Consider the following 14638-nt stretch of genomic DNA (forward strand, 5'->3'; position numbering starts at 1 on the left):
CTGCGCGCGCTCGCGCTCGTCGGCGCCGCGGCCGTGCTGCTGGCCGGCTGCGTCGCCGGACCCGACTACCGCAAGCCGGAGGTCGACGTGCCGGTCGGCTGGCAGCTGGAGCAGCCCTGGCGCCAGGCCGCGCCCGGCGATGCCGAGCCCAAGGGCCCCTGGTGGCAGCGCTTCGGCGATCCGCAGCTCGACGCGCTGCAGGAAAAGGCGCTGGCGAACAGCCCGACCCTGGACCTCGCGAGCGCCCGGCTGGCGCAGGCGCGGGCCGCGCTGGCGGGCAGCGAGGCCGGCCGCTACCCGCAGGTGGGCGTGGGCACGCGCGCCTCGCGGTTCAAGATCTCGGCCAATCGGCCGCTCACCAACTACGCCACCAACAACTACTCGACGGTACAGAACGACTTCGCGCTCACGCTGATCGCCAGCTACGAGCTCGACCTCGCAGGCCGTGTGCAGCGATCGGTCGAGGGCGCCACCGCCACGGCCGCCCAATCGGCCGCCGACCTCGAGAACACCCGGCTGCTGCTGACCGCGGACCTGGCGTCGAACTACTTCAACCTGCGCTCGACCGACCTCGAACTCGACGTCGTCACGCGCTCGATCGCGGTGCAGCGCCGGGCCCTGCAGTTCGTGACCGACCGCCATGAGCTCGGCGCGGTGTCGGGACTCGACGTGGCGCAGCAGCAGGCGCTGCTCGACAACACGCTGACCCAGGTCGACCTGCTGAATCGGCAGCGCGCGCAGTACGAGCACGCGATCGCGACGCTGACCGGCACGCCGGCGCCCAACTTCTCGCTGGCCCCCGACATCCAGCCGCTGGTGCCGCCGCCGATTCCGCTCGGCGTGCCCTCGGACGCGCTCGAACGCCGGCCGGATGTCGCCGCCGCCGAACGCGCGATGGCCGCGGCCAATGCGCAGATCGGCGTCGCCACCGCGGCCTTCTACCCCAGCGTCACGCTGCTGCCGACCGTGGGCGTCGACAGCAACACGCTGTCCACCCTGTTCGACGCCCGGAGCGTGCTGTGGTCGCTCGGCGTCTCGGCCACGCAGACGATCTTCGACGGCGGGCGCATCCGCGCCAACGTCGACTTCACGCGTGCGGGCTACGACGCCACCGTGGCCAGCTACCGCCGGGTGGTGCTGACCGCGATGCAGGAGGCCGAGGACGGCATCACCGGGCTGACCGCGCTGGAACGCGCAGCCACGCAGTCGCAGGCCGCGGTGGCGAGCGCGCGCCGGGTACTCGAAATGTCGGCCAGCCGCTACGAAGGCGGCGCCACCACCTACCTGGACGTCATCACCGCCCAGCAGGCGCTGCTGAACATCGAGCGCCAATCCGCCCAGCTGGCCGGCCAGCGCATGCTCGGCTCGGTGTTCCTGGTGAAGGCACTGGGCGGCGACTGGTGCGGCGTCGAGCCGCGCGGCGGCAGTGGGCCTAGAACAGACTGCCCTGCCCCGCTGCGCCAGGTGGTCGGAACGCGCTGAGGTCGAGCGCGATGCGCTCGCGGTTGAAGCCGAGGCGCCGGGTCGCCTTCTCGAAACGCTGGCGGATCAGGTCGGCCCACAGCCCGCTGCCCTTCATGCGGGTCGCGAAGTCGGCGTCGTAGTCCTTGCCGCCGCGCATCTCGCGGATGCGCGCCATGATGCGGTCCGCGCGCTGCGGGTAGTGCAGTTCGAGCCATTGCTTGAACAGCGGCGCCACCTCCCACGGCAGCCGGATGACCGTATAGAAAGCGCAACGCGCACCCGCCTCCCAGGCGGCCTCGAGCACCTGTTCCATGTCTTCGGTGACGAAGGGAATCTGCGGCGCCACGCTGACGCCGACCGGCACCCCCGCGTCGGCCAGCGTGCGCAGGGTGCGCAGCCGCCGGTGCGGCGCCGCGGCGCGCGGCTCGAGCTTGCGCGCGAGCTCGCCGTCGAGCGTGGTGATCGTGACGTAAACCGCCGCCAACCGGTCGGCCGCCATCGGCGCGATCAGGTCGAGGTCGCGCTCGACCGCGCTCGACTTGGTGACCAGGCCGAAAGGATGGCGGGTTTCCTTCAGCAGCTCGATGACCGAGCGCGTGAGCCGCAGCTCGCGCTCGATCGGCTGGTAGCAGTCGGTGGCGGTGCCGATCGCGATCTGGCTGGGGCGATAGCCCTTGCGGCCGAGTTCGCCGCGCAGCACCTCGGCGATGTTGCGCTTGGCGATCAGCTTGGTTTCGAAATCGAGGCCGGGCGAGAGATTGAGGTAGCTGTGCGTGGGCCGCGCGAAGCAGTAGATGCAGCCATGTTCGCAGCCGCGGTAGGGGTTGAGCGAGCGGTCGAAGGGGATATCGGGCGAGTCGTTCTCGCTCAGCACCGACTTCACGTCCTCGAAGCGGACCTCGGTGGCCAGCGGCGGCAGGCCCACGGACTCGGCCTCGCCTTCTTCCAGCGTGCCCCAGCCGTCGTCGAAGGCATCGCGGACATCGCGCTCGAAGCGATGCGGCAGGCGCGTGGCCGCGCCGCGGCCCTTGAGGGCGTGGACGGGGATGAAGGCGTGGTCCATGGGACGGTCCATATACTGTATGAAACAACAGTATTTCACCTTTTTACCCCGGATGCGGCAACCGGTTGTTAAGTTTCCGCCGCGGTCCAGCGCTAAGCTTGCACTCTCACCGAGCCGCTCATGCCCCGCCGCCCCGAAAACCTCTACCCCCAGTACCACGCCCACATCTACTTCGGTCCCGGCACGGTCGCCCAGGCGCGCAAGATCGCCGAGGACGCGGCGCACGAACTGCTGGTCGTGGTCGGCCGGGTGCACGAGCGCCTGGTCGGCCCGCACCCCCACTGGAGCTGCCAGATCGCCTTCGACGCCGCCGAGTTCGACGAGGTCGTGGCGTGGCTGGACGCCCACCGCGGCGGCCTCGACGTGTTCGTGCACGGCGTCACCGGCAACGACTACCTGGACCACACCGCGCACGCCATGTGGCTCGGCAACGAGTCGCCGCTCGACCTGCGGATGTTCAGCCGCCCGGCCGGCTGAACCGGCAGACCTCAGAACTCGGCGTCGAGTTCGTCGATCTCGTCGGGCTCCTGCTTCGCCGCCTTGATCCATTCCTGCATCGCGGGCAACTCCAGGATGCGCTTGCAATAGCCGGCGCAGGCGGCGTCCAGCGTCACGTCGTAGGTGATGAAGCGCGTCACCACCGGCGCGTACATCGCGTCCGCCATGCAGGGCTGCTTGCCGAACAGGTAGGGTCCGCCATGGGCCTGGAGGCATTCGCGCCAGATCGCGACCACGCGGTCGATGTCGGTCTGGGCGCGCGACCAGATCTTGAAGTTCGGGAACCGGGCCTTGACGTTCATCGGCAGCGAACTGCGCATCGAACCGAAGCCCGAGTGCATCTCGCCGCAGATCGCCCGGCAGACCGCCCGGGCCTCGGCATTGGCGGGCAGCAGTCCGGCCTTGGGCTTGATCTCGTGGAGGTACTCGCCGATCGCGAGCGTGTCCCAGACCTTGATGCGACCGTGCTGCAGCGAGGGCACCAGCATCGAGGCCGACAGCAGCAGCATCTCGGCCTTCATCGCGGGATCGTCAGGCGGGATCACCTTCTCGCTGAAATCCAGCCCCGCGAGCCGGCACATCAACCAGCCGCGCAGCGACCACGCACCGTAGTTCTTGCTGCTGATGGTGAGGACGGGTTTGGCCATGGGGATGCTCCTGGGTTGCCGGATCGGCCCTGCGGGTGTGCAAGCCCTGTGCCAGAACAGTGCGCCGCGCCGGCATGGCCCGCAACTTGCCTGCAGCCGACGCATGCTGTACCGGGCCTACCAAACACACACCGATCTGCTCTCGCCGTCCCGGCTCGCAGCCCAGTACCTCGGCAGCGGCGCGTGGCAGGCCCCTTCGGACCGCGGCGCCGTTCGCCGGATCGCGGCGGCCATGGAGGTCTATGCGCACATGCGCCTGACCCACACGAGGCCGGACTACGGCATCCAGAGCGTGGCGTGCGAGGGCGAGGAAGTCCCGGTGCACGAAGAGGTGGCGCTGGTCGCGCCCTTCGGCACGCTGCTGCACTTCCGCAAGAACACCAGGGCGGTGCAGCCCAAGGTGCTGCTGGCCGCACCACTGTCGGGCCATTTCGCGACGCTGCTGCGCGAAACGGTGCGTACCCTGCTGCGCGACCACGACGTCTATCTGACCGACTGGCACAACGCGCGCGACGTGCCGCTGTGGAACGGCGGCTTCGGCCTGGACGACTACACGCTGCAGATCGTGAGCTTCCTCGAGGCGATCGGCCCCGGCGCCCACATGGTGGCGGTCTGCCAGCCTTGCGTGGCGGCCCTGGCGGCCACCGCGCTGATGGCGGAAGACGGCAACCCGGCCTCGCCGCTGAGCCTGACGCTGATGGCCGGACCGGTCGACTGCCGCATCAATCCGACGGCGGTGAACAAGCTGGCGACCGACCGCCCGATCGGCTGGTTCGAACGCAACCTGATCAGCCGCGTGCCCTGGCCGCACGCCGGCGTGATGCGGCGCGTCTATCCGGGCTTCCTGCAGCTCAGCGCCTTCATGAGCATGAATCCGGACCGCCACAAGGAACAGTTCAGGAAGCTCTACCACCACCTGGTCGAAGGCGAACTCGAGCAGGCGGCCACGATCCGCAACTTCTACGATGAATACCTGGCGGTCAACGACCTGCCGGCCGAGTTCTACTTGGAGACGGTGGAGCGCGTGTTCCAGACCTACGACCTGCCGCGCGGCGCGCTGACCGTCGGCGAGCGCAAGGTCGACCCGTCGGCCATCCGCCGCACCGCGCTGATGACGGTCGAAGGCGAACGCGACGACATCTGCGCGGTCGGCCAGACAGTGGCCGCCCAGGATCTCTGCCCCAGCATCCGCCCCTACCTCAAGACCCACCACCTGCAGGCCGGCGTCGGCCACTACGGCGTCTTCAGCGGCAGCAAGTGGAACGCCCAGATCTACCCGCGCTTGCGCGAGATGATCCATGCGGCGCAGGAGTTGCACTAGGGCGAAGCGATCAGCGCCCGCTGCAGATGCACGATCAACGCCTGCACCACCACGTTGCGCATCGGCCCGGGCAGGTACACCAACACCACGCGGCGCTCGATGGATGGCTTCACGAGCGGGATCACCACCAGTTCATCGTCGCGCAGCGACGAGGTGTAGAGCCTCGGCATCAGGCCAAGCGCCAGCCCGCCGCGCACCAGCGCGTAGAGCGTTTCCGAGTAGCTCACGCGATAGGGCTCCGAACCCTGGGCGAACTGGGCGCGGGCCGGGTCGCCGAGCGCCGGCATGCTGCCGCTCTCGAACAGCACCAGGCGCTCGCCGCCGATGGCTTCCCAGTCCGCCTCGCCGGCCTCGGCCAGCGGATGGTCGCGCCGCACCACCAGCACCAGCGGATCGCGGAACAGGTCGACGCAGTCCAGCCCGCCCGGCGGCTCGGTGATGGCCGCCACGGCGAGGTCGAGCCGGCCGCTGCGCACTTCGGCCAGCAGCGTGTTCGAAGGCGCGTCGCGCCAGGCAAACTCGATGCCGCGCGGCGCATCGCCGCCAATGAACCCGGCCACCGCCGTCGCGACGCGGGCGCTGGCCGAAGGGATCACGCCGATGCGCACGAAGGCCTGTCCACGCTGCACCGTGCTCTCGATGTCGCGCAACGCGACCTCGAAGGTGTTGACCAGGTAGTCCGTGCGCGCCAGCACCTCGGCGCCGACCGGCGTGAGTTCGAGCCGGTGCGTCGAGCGGGTCAGCAACTCGGCACCGAGGAGCTTCTCCATCTGCTTGATCGCGTTGCTCAGGGCGGGCTGGGTGATCGAGAGCCTGCGCGCGGCGCGGCCGAACTGGCCTTCCTGCACCAGCACCGAGAAGCACTGGAGCTGACGAAGCGTCAATGCACGCAGGGGCAAGGAACTCATCGGCTTCGTTATCAATTGGATGAATGAAATTATAGGAATTCAAAATTTTCCTTATTTCACCACCCTCCCTAGACTGGCGAGCATGACCACTGCCGTCGCCACGCCCAGCGCCCTGGAGCCTTTCCTGCGAGCGATCCCGAAGGTCGAGCTGCACTGCCATCTGTTCGGCACGGTCCGGCACGGCACCTTCGCGGACCTCAACCGGCGAGCCGGATCGCCGCTGGCCGACGAAGAGATCGAGGGCTTCTACACCCGCGGCGAGAAGCCGGTCGGGGTGCTGCGGGTGCTGCGCGCGCTCGATGCCCAACTGGTGCGCAGCGCCGATGACCTGCACCGTCTCACTTTCGAATACCTGCAGGACGCGGCGTCGCATCAGGTGCGCTACAGCGAGTTCTTCTGGAATCCGACGGGCACCGTGCATGCGTCGGGCATCGGCTACCGGAAAGCGCAGGATGCCATCGTCAACGCCATCCATGACGCGCAGCGAGAGTTCGGCATCACCGGCCGGCTGATCGCGGCGATCGATCGCGAAGCCAGTCCCGAGGCGGCGGTCGAGATGGTGCAATGGGTCGCGCAGAACCGGTGCGAGGAAGTGATCGGCATCGGCATCGACTACCGCGAGGTCGACCGGCCGCCCGAGCTCTTTGTCGAGGCCTACCGCGACGCCCGGCGCGCCGGCCTCAAGACCACGGCGCACGCCGGCGAGTTCGGCATGCCGTGGACCCACGTGCGCACCGCCCTCGATCTGCTGCGGGTCGACCGCATCGACCACGGCTACACCGTGGTCGACCAGCCCGAGTTCGCACGCGAATGCGCCGAGCGCGGCGTGCTGTTCACCGTGGTGCCGACCAACTCCTACTACCTGCGCACCTTGCCGCCCGAGCGCTGGGCGCTCGATCACCCGATCCGCCGCATGCCCGGCCTGGACCTGCGGATCCACCCGAACACTGACGATCCGACCCTGCACAAGGTCACGCCCACCGGCGCCTGGCTGATGATGGTGCGCGATTTCGGCTTCGGCCTGGACGACCTTCGCGGCTTCATGCACAACGGACTCGACGGCGCCTGGATCGACGACTCGCTGCGTCGCCAGTGGCGCACCCAATGGGGCGCCGAGTTCGATGCCCTGCGGGCGCGCCTCCCACAAGAACCCACCACGGTGAACCCATGAACACCCCCCTCCCCAAACCCCTGCTGCTGGCCTCGATGCTGATCGCCGCCCTGCCCGGCGCCGCACTCGCACAGCCCTCCGCCTGGCCCGGCGCCAAGCCGATCACGCTGATCGTTCCCTACTCGGCCGGCGGCAGCGTGGACTTCAGCGCCCGCCTTGTCGCGACCAAGCTCGGCGAACGCCTCAAGCAATCGGTCGTGATCGAGAACGTGACCGGCGCCGGGGGCGCCATCGGCGTCGCCAAGGCGGTCAACGCGGCGCCGGACGGCTACACCCTGGTCGCCGGGCCGGACAGCGCGATCGCGATCGGGAAGCTGATCAACCCGGCCGCCTTCAAGTTCGACCCGTTGAAAGACCTCGCGCCGGTGGGCATGCTGAACACCGCGCCGATGGTGCTGGTCGCCCGGCCCGGCCTGCCGGTGAAGGATTTCGCCGACTTCGTCAAGCTCGCGAAGGCCTCGCCCGGCAAGTACAACTACGCCACCTCGGGTGTCGGCACGGTGCTGCAGCTGACGATGGAACTGCTGAAGGAGCGCACCGGCATCTTCGTCACCCACGTGCCCTATCGCGGCGGTGCCCAGATCGCGACCGACGTGATCGGCAACCAGGTCGACCTCGCGATGCTGGTCAGCGCCAGCGCGATCCCGCACGTGAGCGGCAACCGCCTGAAGGCGCTCGGCGTCACCAGCGCCCAGCGCCTCGATGCGCTGCCACAGGTTCCGGCCTTCGGCGAGATGCCGGGCCTGAAGGGCTTCGACATGGTGAGCTGGACCGGCATCTTCGCCCCGGCCGCCACGCCGGCCCCGATCGTGAGCCGCTTGAATCAGGAACTCAACGCGGTCCTCAAGGACCCCGAGGTCCGCGCCAAGCTGCAGGAGCAAGGCGCCGTCCCCGGCAGCGGCTCGCCGGAGCAACTCGGCCAGTTCGTCAAAGCCGAATACGCCCGCAACCAGAAGATCGTGCAGGCCGCCAACATCAAAGAGTAGCGGACACTATCCCGGCCGGCGCAGCCAGGCCCGTTGGTGAAACACCGCGGAACCGGCTTTGCCGGGCCGCAGGTGTTGCCCCCGGCAGGGGGCTGAGGAGCCGCGGCTCCAAGTCTGCCTGCGCAGACTTGGACGGCTCCGAAGAGCCGCTGCCTCTGGCAGCGACTCGAGGCGCCCGACACGCAGTGCCGGGCAACCTGGGGGCGAGCTACTCCGTTTCGGGCCAGTCGCGGATGTAGGCCTTCAGCATCTTGTTCTCGAAGTTCTGGCTGTCGACCACCGCCTTGGCGACGTCGTAGAAGCTGATCACGCCCATGAGCATGCGCTTGTCCATCACCGGCATGTAGCGCGCGTGGCGCTCGAGCATGATGCGACGGATCTCGTCGAGGTCGGTTTCGAGGGTGCAGGTGACCGGGTGGTCGTCCATCGCCTTGCGCACCAGGGTGCCGCCGACCTGGCCGCCGTTGGCGACGATGGCGACGATCACTTCGCGGAAGGTGAGCATGCCGACCAGGTCGCCGTGCTCCATGACCACCAGCGAGCCGATGTCCTTGTCGGCCATGACGTCGACCGCGCTGGCCAGGGGCTCGTCGGGCGTGACCGTGAAGAGCGTATTGCCCTTCACTCGCAGGATGTCGCTGACTTTCATGTAATTGCTCCTCACTTGCTCGGCGGCGTGCCGATTTGAATATAGCCCACAATGGCCGCCCGTCCACCGACCCCGCGTTTTCGCCGTGCAGGATGCACGCGTAACGGGGCATTGCAGAAACGTTCTCGAAAGGCGCTCATGTCCGGCTACTCCGACCCCGGCTTCGACACGCTGGCATTGCATGCCGGCGCCGCACCCGACCCCGCCACCGGCGCGCGGGCGGTGCCGATCCATCTCACCACCTCCTTCGTCTTCGAGTCCAGCGACCATGCCGCGGCACTGTTCAATCTCGAGCGCGCCGGCCACGTCTACTCGCGCATCAGCAACCCGACCAACGCCGTGCTCGAACAGCGCGTGGCGGCACTCGAAGGCGGCATCGGCGCGATCGCCACCGCCAGCGGCCAGGCGGCACTGCACCTGTCGATTGCGACGCTGATGGGCGCCGGCTCGCACATCGTCGCCAGCACCGCGCTGTACGGCGGTTCGCAGAACCTGCTGCACTACACGATGCGCCGCTTCGGCATCGACACCACCTTCGTGCAGCCGGGCGACCTCGACGGCTGGCGCGCCGCGATCCGGCCCGAGACCAAGCTGCTGTTCGGCGAGACCGTGGGCAACCCGGGCCTCGACGTGCTCGACATTCCCGCGGTCAGCGAGATCGCGCACGCGGCCAAGGTGCCGCTGCTGGTCGATTCCACCCTGACCTCCCCCTACCTGATCAAGCCCTTCGACTGGGGCGCCGACCTGGTCTACCACTCGGCCACCAAGTTCCTCTCTGGCCATGGCACGGTGATCGGCGGCGTGGTGGTCGACGGCGGCAGCTTCGACTGGGAACGCTCGGGCAAGTTCGCCGAGCTGACCCAGGCCTACGACGGCTTCCACAACATGGTCTTCAGCGAAGAGAGCACGGTCGGCGCCTTCCTGCTGCGTGCGCGGCGCGAAGGCCTGCGCGACTTCGGCGCCTCGATGAGCCCGCACACGGCCTGGCTGATCCTGCAAGGCATCGAGACGCTCCCGCTGCGCATGGAACGCCACATCGACAACACGCAGAAGGTGGTGGAGTTCCTGGCTTCGCATCCCTTCGTGTCGCACGTGGGCCATCCGCTGCTCGAGGCGCATCCGAGCCACGCACTGGCCAACAAGCTGCTGCGCCATGGCGCGAAAGGCGCGGGCGCGGTGTTCAGCTTCGACCTCAAGGGCAACCGCGAGCAGGGCAAGAAGTTCATCGAGGCGCTCAAGCTGTTCAGCCACCTGGCCAACGTGGGCGATTGCCGCAGCCTGGTGATCCATCCCGCGAGCACCACGCACTTCCGCATGACCGACGAGGCGCTGGCGGGCGCCGGGATCTCGCAGGGCACCATCCGGCTGTCGATCGGGCTCGAAGATCCGGCCGACTTGATCGATGACCTGAAACGCGCCCTCAAGGCTGCGGAAAAGGCGGGTGCGTGATGCAACTCGTCGTCAACGGCCACAGCACCTACTGCTACACAGGCGGCAAGCCGCTCGACCCCGCCAAGCCGACCGTGGTCTTCATCCACGGCGTGCTCAACGACCACAGTGTCTGGATTCTGCAGAGCCGCTGGTTCGCCAATCATGGCTGGAACGTGCTCGCGGTCGACCTGCCGGGCCACTGCCGCAGCGAGGGCCCACCGCCCGCCTCGGTCGAAGACGCCGCGGCCTTCGTGGTCGCGCTGCTCGATGCCGCGGGTGTCGCGAAAGCGGCGCTGGTCGGCCACAGTTTCGGCTCGCTGATCGCGCTCGAGACCGCCGCCCGCGCGACGGAACGCGTCTCGCACCTGGCGCTGGTCGGCACCGCCTATCCGATGACCGTGTCGCCGGCGCTGCTGGACGGCGCGCTCAACGATCCGCAGCGCGCGATCGCGATGGTCAACACCTTCTCGCATTCGCTGCTGGCGCCGCCGCCCTCGACGCTCGGCCCGGGAACCTGGCTCTACGGCGGCTCGCGGGCGCTGATGCGCCGCGTGCTGGCGAGCAACCAGGACGCCAACGTGTTCCACGTCGGCTTCAAGGCCTGCAACGACTATGCGAACGGGGAACAGGCGATGGCGAAAGTGCAGTGCCCCGTGCTGTTCCTGCTCGGCGAGGCCGACCAGATGACACCGCCGCGCGCGACCCGAACGCTGGTGCAGAAGGCGACGGGCGCGAAGCTCGTCACCGTCAAGGCGGGGCACGCGCTGATGTCCGAGGCGCCCGACGAAGTGCTCTTCGCGCTGCGCGACTTCGTGAAGTAGAACACCCCCGAAGCGCCTGCGGCGCCCCGAGTCGCTGCCAGAGGCAGCGGCTCAGGCGACCGAAAAAGTCCCCGGTTCGCGCCGGAGGGCGCCGAGCAGGACCGCCACCTCGGGCGCCGATGCCTGCGCCGGCTGCAGCGCATCGAGCAAACGCGCCAGCGTCTCCGCGTGGGGCAGCAGGGGCCCGATGAAGCGCGTTCCGGCATCGCCGGCGATCAAGAGGGTCGGAAAGGTCTCGACGTCGAAATCGTCCGCGATGTCCGCGTGGTCCTCGATGTCGACCCAGGCGAAGCGGAACTGAGGATGGGCGCGCGCCACTTGTTCGAACAGCGGGCGGTACTCGCGGCAGGCACCGCACCATTCGGCGCACAGGCAGACAACCCAGAGGCGATCGTCGGCGATGGGGACGGAGAAGTCGGTCACGGCAGGGTCGGAAGATGGAGGGGTGGCGGGGAATCCGGCGCCATTATCGATTCGCCAGCAGATCCTGCAACCGCAGGCTGTCCAATGGGCCTTGGTGCCACAGGCTGCGCAGCGGCGGCGCCTGCGGCATCAGCAGTTCGCGCAGCAACGGCTCGAGCGAGGTGGCGGGGTCGGCCAGCAGCACGAAGCGCGGGTCGTCGTTGTCGCGTTCCTCGGCCAGCGGCGCGATCCAGTCGAGCGCGACCAGGGTCTCGAGCACCGGCGCCAGCTGCAGCGCGTCGACCCTCATGCGGGCCACCAGCTCGGCGGCGCCCAGGCCGCTGGCGGGCGTGGACTTCGCGGCGTGGAGGTACTGCAGCACCTCGGCCGCGAGCTGCAGCGGCCAGCCGGCCGCGCCACCGCGCCTTGCCACACCGGTCAGCAGGCTGGGCAGATAGGCCGCGATCACGGCGCCGAACAACACGATGACCCAGGCCACGTAGATCCACACCAGCAGGATCGGCACGGTCGCGAAGGCCCCGTACAACACCGAATAGGTCGGCACCAGGCTCAGGTAGTAGGCCAGCACGCGCTTCGCGACCTCGATCGCCGCGGCGACGAAAACACCCCCCGCCCAGGCGTGCGACCACTTGACGTGGGTGTTCGGCACAAATCGGTAGAGCGCCGCCATGCCGCCGGCCAGCAGCACGAATTCGAAGGTGTCGAACAGCAGCTTGACGATCGCGCCGCCCACCACCTCGCGCGAGGCCGAGAAAAACGACGCCGTGGTGCTCAGGCTCAGCGCCAGCACCGGTGGCCCGAGCGTGATCACAGCCCAGTAGATCAGCACCCGCTGGGCCAGCGGCCTCGGCTTGCGCACCCGCCAGATGTTGTTGAGCGTCTTGTCCATCGTGAGGATCAGCGCCACCGCGGTCACCAGCAGCACCACCAGGCCGGCCACGCCCAGTCCGCTGGCCTTGCTCGCGAACTGGTTCAGGTAGCCCAGCACCTGGCGCGCGATGTTGTCCGGGATCAGGCTGTCGATCAGCCAGCGCTGGACGCGGCCCTGCATCTTGCTGAACATCGGAAACACCGTGAACAGCGCCGCCGCCACGGTGAAAAAGGGCACCATCGCGATGGTGGTGGTGAAGGTCAGGCTGCTGGCGGTCAGGCCCAGGCGGTCCTCGCGAAAACGCTCGCGCAGCACGGCGGCGGTGTTGCCCCAGGGAAAGTGCGAAAGATCCCTCCAGAGTTGCCGGCGATTCATGGCCGGTATCATGCCACCGGGTCTTTCGCCGCTCCGGCGCAGCCCGCCCGAACTGACCTGCCGTGACCGCGCCCCACCTCCCACCCGCCTCTGTTTCCGCCACCCGCTGGCTCGCCGTCGGCAGCCTCGTCGGGCTGATCGTGCTCGGACTCGCCTGGGAGCTGTGGCTGGCGCCGCTGCGACCGGGGGGCTCCTGGCTGGCGCTCAAGGTGCTGCCGCTGGTGGTGCCGCTGGCCGGCCTGCTCAAGAACCGCATGTATACCTATCGCTGGGTCAGCCTGATGGTCTGGCTCTATTTCACCGAAGGCGTGGTGCGCGCCTGGAGCGACACCAACGGCGTTGGCCAGGTGCTGGCGCTGATCCAGGTCCTCTTGTGCCTGGCGCTTTTCACGGCCTGCGCGTGGCATGTGCGGCTGCGGCTGCGCAACGCGGCCCAGGCACGCAAACTTGAAGGATCGACGCCATGAGCGTTTTGTTGGACAGGCTGCGCTCGATCGTCGGCGCGGCGAATGTGCTGGCCGAAGGCGACCTCAGCGCCTGGGAACAGGACTGGCGCAAGCGCTCGCGCGGCAAGGCGCTGGCGGTGGTGCGCCCGGGCGACACCCTGCAGGTGGCCGAGGTGGTCAAGGCCTGCGCCGCGGCCGGCACCACGCTGGTGCCGCAGGGCGGCAACACCGGCCTCGCGGTCGGTTCGATTCCGGACGAGAGCGGCACCCAGGTGCTGTTGAGCCTCCAGCGCCTGAACACGATCCGCAACATCGACGCCGCCAACCTCACGATGACGGTCGAAGCCGGCTGCGTGCTGCAGACCCTGCAAGAGGCGGCGCACAACGCCGGCTTCCTGTTCCCGCTGAGCCTGGCGGCCGAAGGCAGCTGCACCATCGGCGGCAACCTGGCGACCAACGCCGGCGGCACCCAGGTCGTGCGCTACGGCAACACGCGCGACCTCTGCCTCGGGCTCGAGGTCGTGACGCCGCAAGGCGCGGTCTGGGAAGGCACCAGCGGCCTGCGCAAGGACAACACCGGCTACGACCTGCGCGACCTGATGATCGGCAGCGAGGGTACGCTGGGCATCATCACGGCCGCGACCATGAAGCTGTATCCGCTGCCGGCCGCCCAACTCACGGCCTGGGCCGCGGTGCCTTCGCTCGATCATGCGGTCAAGCTGCTCGGACTCGCGCACCAGCGGCTCGGCCCCGGCCTGACCGGCTTCGAAGTGATGGGCCGGTTCGCGCTCAGCCTGGTTGCCAAGCACTTCCCCGCCCTGCGCGTGCCTTTCATCGACGATGCGGCCGTGCCCTACTGCGTGCTGCTCGAGAACTCCGACAGCGAGTCCGAGGACCATGCCCGCGCGCGCTTCGAGGCGCTGCTCGAAACGGCGTTCGAGGACGGCTGCGTGACCGACGCGGTGGTCGCCGAGAACCTCACGCAGGCGCACCAGCTCTGGCACATCCGCGAGAGCATCCCGCTGGCGCAGGCCGAGGAGGGACTGAACATCAAGCACGACATCTCGATCGCGGTGTCGCGCATCCCGGCCTTCGTGGCCGAGACCGATGCGCTGCTGGCACGCGAAATCCCCGGGGTGCGGCTGGTGAACTTCGGCCATCTCGGCGACGGCAACCTGCACTACAACGTGCAGGCGCCGGAGGGCGGCGACAACAAGGCCTTCCTGCGCGACCACGAGGACCGGATCAACACCCTGGTCTACGACGCCGTGGAAAAATTCGACGGTTCGTTCTCGGCCGAGCACGGCGTCGGCTCGCTCAAGGTCGACAAGCTCGAGAAGCACAAGTCGCCGGTGGCGCTCGAGATGATGCGCGCGATCAAGCGCGCACTCGATCCGCAGAACATCCTGAATCCGGGTCGGGTGATCCGAGTCAGATGAACCTCCCCCGAAGCGCCTGCGGCGCCTCCCCCTCAAGGGGGCGATACCAGCGGCCCGGCAAAGCCGGTTCCGCGGTATCCCTGGGTTCGGGCGAGAGCTACAGCGCCCGCATCGAGCGAGAAGGC

General features: G+C 68.6%; 15 protein-coding genes. 9 read left to right on the forward strand and 6 right to left on the reverse strand.

The features are described from left to right. Complete coding sequence (locus AB4Z46_RS00945) at positions 1–1482, forward strand: efflux transporter outer membrane subunit (protein ID WP_442281877.1); 1482 nt, start codon at positions 1–3, stop codon at positions 1480–1482. Here AB4Z46_RS00945 and AB4Z46_RS00950 read toward each other — a convergent pair. Further along, positions 1433–2527 (reverse strand): PA0069 family radical SAM protein, encoded by a 1095-nt coding sequence (locus AB4Z46_RS00950; protein WP_442281594.1) that lies wholly within the window; start codon positions 2525–2527, stop codon positions 1433–1435. The genes AB4Z46_RS00945 and AB4Z46_RS00950 overlap by 50 nt on opposite strands. Before the next feature lie 120 nt (positions 2528–2647). Between AB4Z46_RS00950 and AB4Z46_RS00955 the strand changes: the two genes are divergently transcribed. Next, on the forward strand, positions 2648–3004 hold the full coding sequence (locus tag AB4Z46_RS00955) for a DOPA 4,5-dioxygenase family protein (RefSeq protein WP_442281595.1): 357 nt from the start codon (positions 2648–2650) through the stop codon (positions 3002–3004). Positions 3005–3015: 11 nt separating this feature from the next. On the opposite strand, the gene AB4Z46_RS00960 is transcribed toward AB4Z46_RS00955, so the two are convergent. Then, the gene (locus AB4Z46_RS00960) at positions 3016–3672 is read right to left on the reverse strand and encodes a glutathione S-transferase (RefSeq protein WP_442281596.1); all 657 of its coding nucleotides are present in this window, start codon (positions 3670–3672) and stop codon (positions 3016–3018) included. A 103-nt stretch (positions 3673–3775) separates the two neighbouring features. Between AB4Z46_RS00960 and AB4Z46_RS00965 the strand changes: the two genes are divergently transcribed. Next, positions 3776–4993 (forward strand): polyhydroxyalkanoate depolymerase, encoded by a 1218-nt coding sequence (locus AB4Z46_RS00965; RefSeq protein WP_442281597.1) that lies wholly within the window; start codon positions 3776–3778, stop codon positions 4991–4993. Here AB4Z46_RS00965 and AB4Z46_RS00970 read toward each other — a convergent pair. Continuing rightward, positions 4990–5901 carry a LysR family transcriptional regulator gene (locus AB4Z46_RS00970; RefSeq protein WP_442281598.1) on the reverse strand — a complete coding sequence of 304 codons (912 nt, stop codon included), beginning with the start codon at positions 5899–5901 and terminating at the stop codon, positions 4990–4992. The genes AB4Z46_RS00965 and AB4Z46_RS00970 overlap by 4 nt on opposite strands. Before the next feature lie 82 nt (positions 5902–5983). On the opposite strand from AB4Z46_RS00970, the gene AB4Z46_RS00975 reads away from it, so the two are divergent. Continuing rightward, positions 5984–7072 carry an adenosine deaminase family protein gene (locus AB4Z46_RS00975; protein ID WP_442281599.1) on the forward strand — a complete coding sequence of 363 codons (1089 nt, stop codon included), beginning with the start codon at positions 5984–5986 and terminating at the stop codon, positions 7070–7072. Then, positions 7069–8058, forward strand: a complete 990-nt coding sequence (locus AB4Z46_RS00980) for a Bug family tripartite tricarboxylate transporter substrate binding protein (RefSeq protein ID WP_442281600.1) — start codon at positions 7069–7071, stop codon at positions 8056–8058. Before AB4Z46_RS00975 ends, AB4Z46_RS00980 begins: the two co-directional genes overlap by 4 nt. A gap of 208 nt (positions 8059–8266) precedes the next feature. Here the strand turns inward: AB4Z46_RS00980 and AB4Z46_RS00985 are convergent, their stop codons facing one another. Then, positions 8267–8707, reverse strand: a complete 441-nt coding sequence (locus AB4Z46_RS00985) for a CBS domain-containing protein (RefSeq protein WP_442281601.1) — start codon at positions 8705–8707, stop codon at positions 8267–8269. Positions 8708–8845: 138 nt separating this feature from the next. Here AB4Z46_RS00985 and AB4Z46_RS00990 point away from each other — a divergent pair, with 138 nt between their 5' ends. Both AB4Z46_RS00990 and AB4Z46_RS00995 read left to right on the forward strand, forming a co-directional pair. After that, the gene (locus AB4Z46_RS00990; RefSeq protein ID WP_442281602.1) at positions 8846–10156 is read left to right on the forward strand and encodes an O-acetylhomoserine aminocarboxypropyltransferase; all 1311 of its coding nucleotides are present in this window, start codon (positions 8846–8848) and stop codon (positions 10154–10156) included. After that, a complete protein-coding gene (locus AB4Z46_RS00995; protein ID WP_442281603.1) occupies positions 10156–10959 on the forward strand; it encodes an alpha/beta fold hydrolase in 804 nt (267 codons plus the stop codon). Before AB4Z46_RS00990 ends, AB4Z46_RS00995 begins: the two co-directional genes overlap by 1 nt. A gap of 51 nt (positions 10960–11010) precedes the next feature. Here AB4Z46_RS00995 and AB4Z46_RS01000 read toward each other — a convergent pair whose 3' ends face one another. Beyond that, the gene (locus tag AB4Z46_RS01000; protein ID WP_442281604.1) at positions 11011–11382 is read right to left on the reverse strand and encodes a thioredoxin family protein; all 372 of its coding nucleotides are present in this window, start codon (positions 11380–11382) and stop codon (positions 11011–11013) included. Positions 11383–11425: 43 nt separating this feature from the next. Beyond that, the gene (locus tag AB4Z46_RS01005) at positions 11426–12640 is read right to left on the reverse strand and encodes a YihY family inner membrane protein (protein WP_442281605.1); all 1215 of its coding nucleotides are present in this window, start codon (positions 12638–12640) and stop codon (positions 11426–11428) included. A 50-nt stretch (positions 12641–12690) separates the two neighbouring features. On the opposite strand from AB4Z46_RS01005, the gene AB4Z46_RS01010 reads away from it, so the two are divergent. Together AB4Z46_RS01010 and AB4Z46_RS01015 are read left to right on the forward strand one after the other, a co-directional pair. Then, positions 12691–13095, forward strand: a complete 405-nt coding sequence (locus AB4Z46_RS01010; protein WP_442281606.1) for a DUF2069 domain-containing protein — start codon at positions 12691–12693, stop codon at positions 13093–13095. Beyond that, entirely contained in the window at positions 13092–14513 is a 1422-nt protein-coding gene (locus tag AB4Z46_RS01015; RefSeq protein ID WP_442281607.1) for an FAD-binding oxidoreductase, read from the forward strand. The genes AB4Z46_RS01010 and AB4Z46_RS01015 overlap by 4 nt, the downstream gene beginning before the upstream one ends. Positions 14514–14638 lie beyond the last annotated feature (125 nt).

The sequence above is a fragment of the Variovorax sp. M-6 genome, from assembly GCF_052114385.1.
Taxonomy (GTDB): Bacteria; Pseudomonadota; Gammaproteobacteria; order Burkholderiales; family Burkholderiaceae_C; genus Variovorax.

Bases quoted from the DNA above. Each gene is read 5' to 3' on its own strand.
- AB4Z46_RS00960 (WP_442281596.1), bottom strand. From the start codon at position 3,672: ATGGCCAAACCCGTCCTCACCATCAGCAGCAAGAACTACGGTGCGTGG.
- AB4Z46_RS00975 (WP_442281599.1), top strand. From the start codon at position 5,984: ATGACCACTGCCGTCGCCACGCCCAGCGCCCTGGAGCCTTTCCTGCGA.
- AB4Z46_RS01005 (WP_442281605.1), bottom strand. From the start codon at position 12,640: ATGATACCGGCCATGAATCGCCGGCAACTCTGGAGGGATCTTTCGCAC.
- AB4Z46_RS00970 (WP_442281598.1), bottom strand. From the start codon at position 5,901: ATGAGTTCCTTGCCCCTGCGTGCATTGACGCTTCGTCAGCTCCAGTGC.
- AB4Z46_RS00955 (WP_442281595.1), top strand. From the start codon at position 2,648: ATGCCCCGCCGCCCCGAAAACCTCTACCCCCAGTACCACGCCCACATC.
- AB4Z46_RS00985 (WP_442281601.1), bottom strand. From the start codon at position 8,707: ATGAAAGTCAGCGACATCCTGCGAGTGAAGGGCAATACGCTCTTCACG.
- AB4Z46_RS00990 (WP_442281602.1), top strand. From the start codon at position 8,846: ATGTCCGGCTACTCCGACCCCGGCTTCGACACGCTGGCATTGCATGCC.
- AB4Z46_RS00980 (WP_442281600.1), top strand. From the start codon at position 7,069: ATGAACACCCCCCTCCCCAAACCCCTGCTGCTGGCCTCGATGCTGATC.
- AB4Z46_RS01015 (WP_442281607.1), top strand. From the start codon at position 13,092: ATGAGCGTTTTGTTGGACAGGCTGCGCTCGATCGTCGGCGCGGCGAAT.
- AB4Z46_RS00995 (WP_442281603.1), top strand. From the start codon at position 10,156: ATGCAACTCGTCGTCAACGGCCACAGCACCTACTGCTACACAGGCGGC.
- AB4Z46_RS00965 (WP_442281597.1), top strand. From the start codon at position 3,776: ATGCTGTACCGGGCCTACCAAACACACACCGATCTGCTCTCGCCGTCC.
- AB4Z46_RS00950 (WP_442281594.1), bottom strand. From the start codon at position 2,527: ATGGACCACGCCTTCATCCCCGTCCACGCCCTCAAGGGCCGCGGCGCG.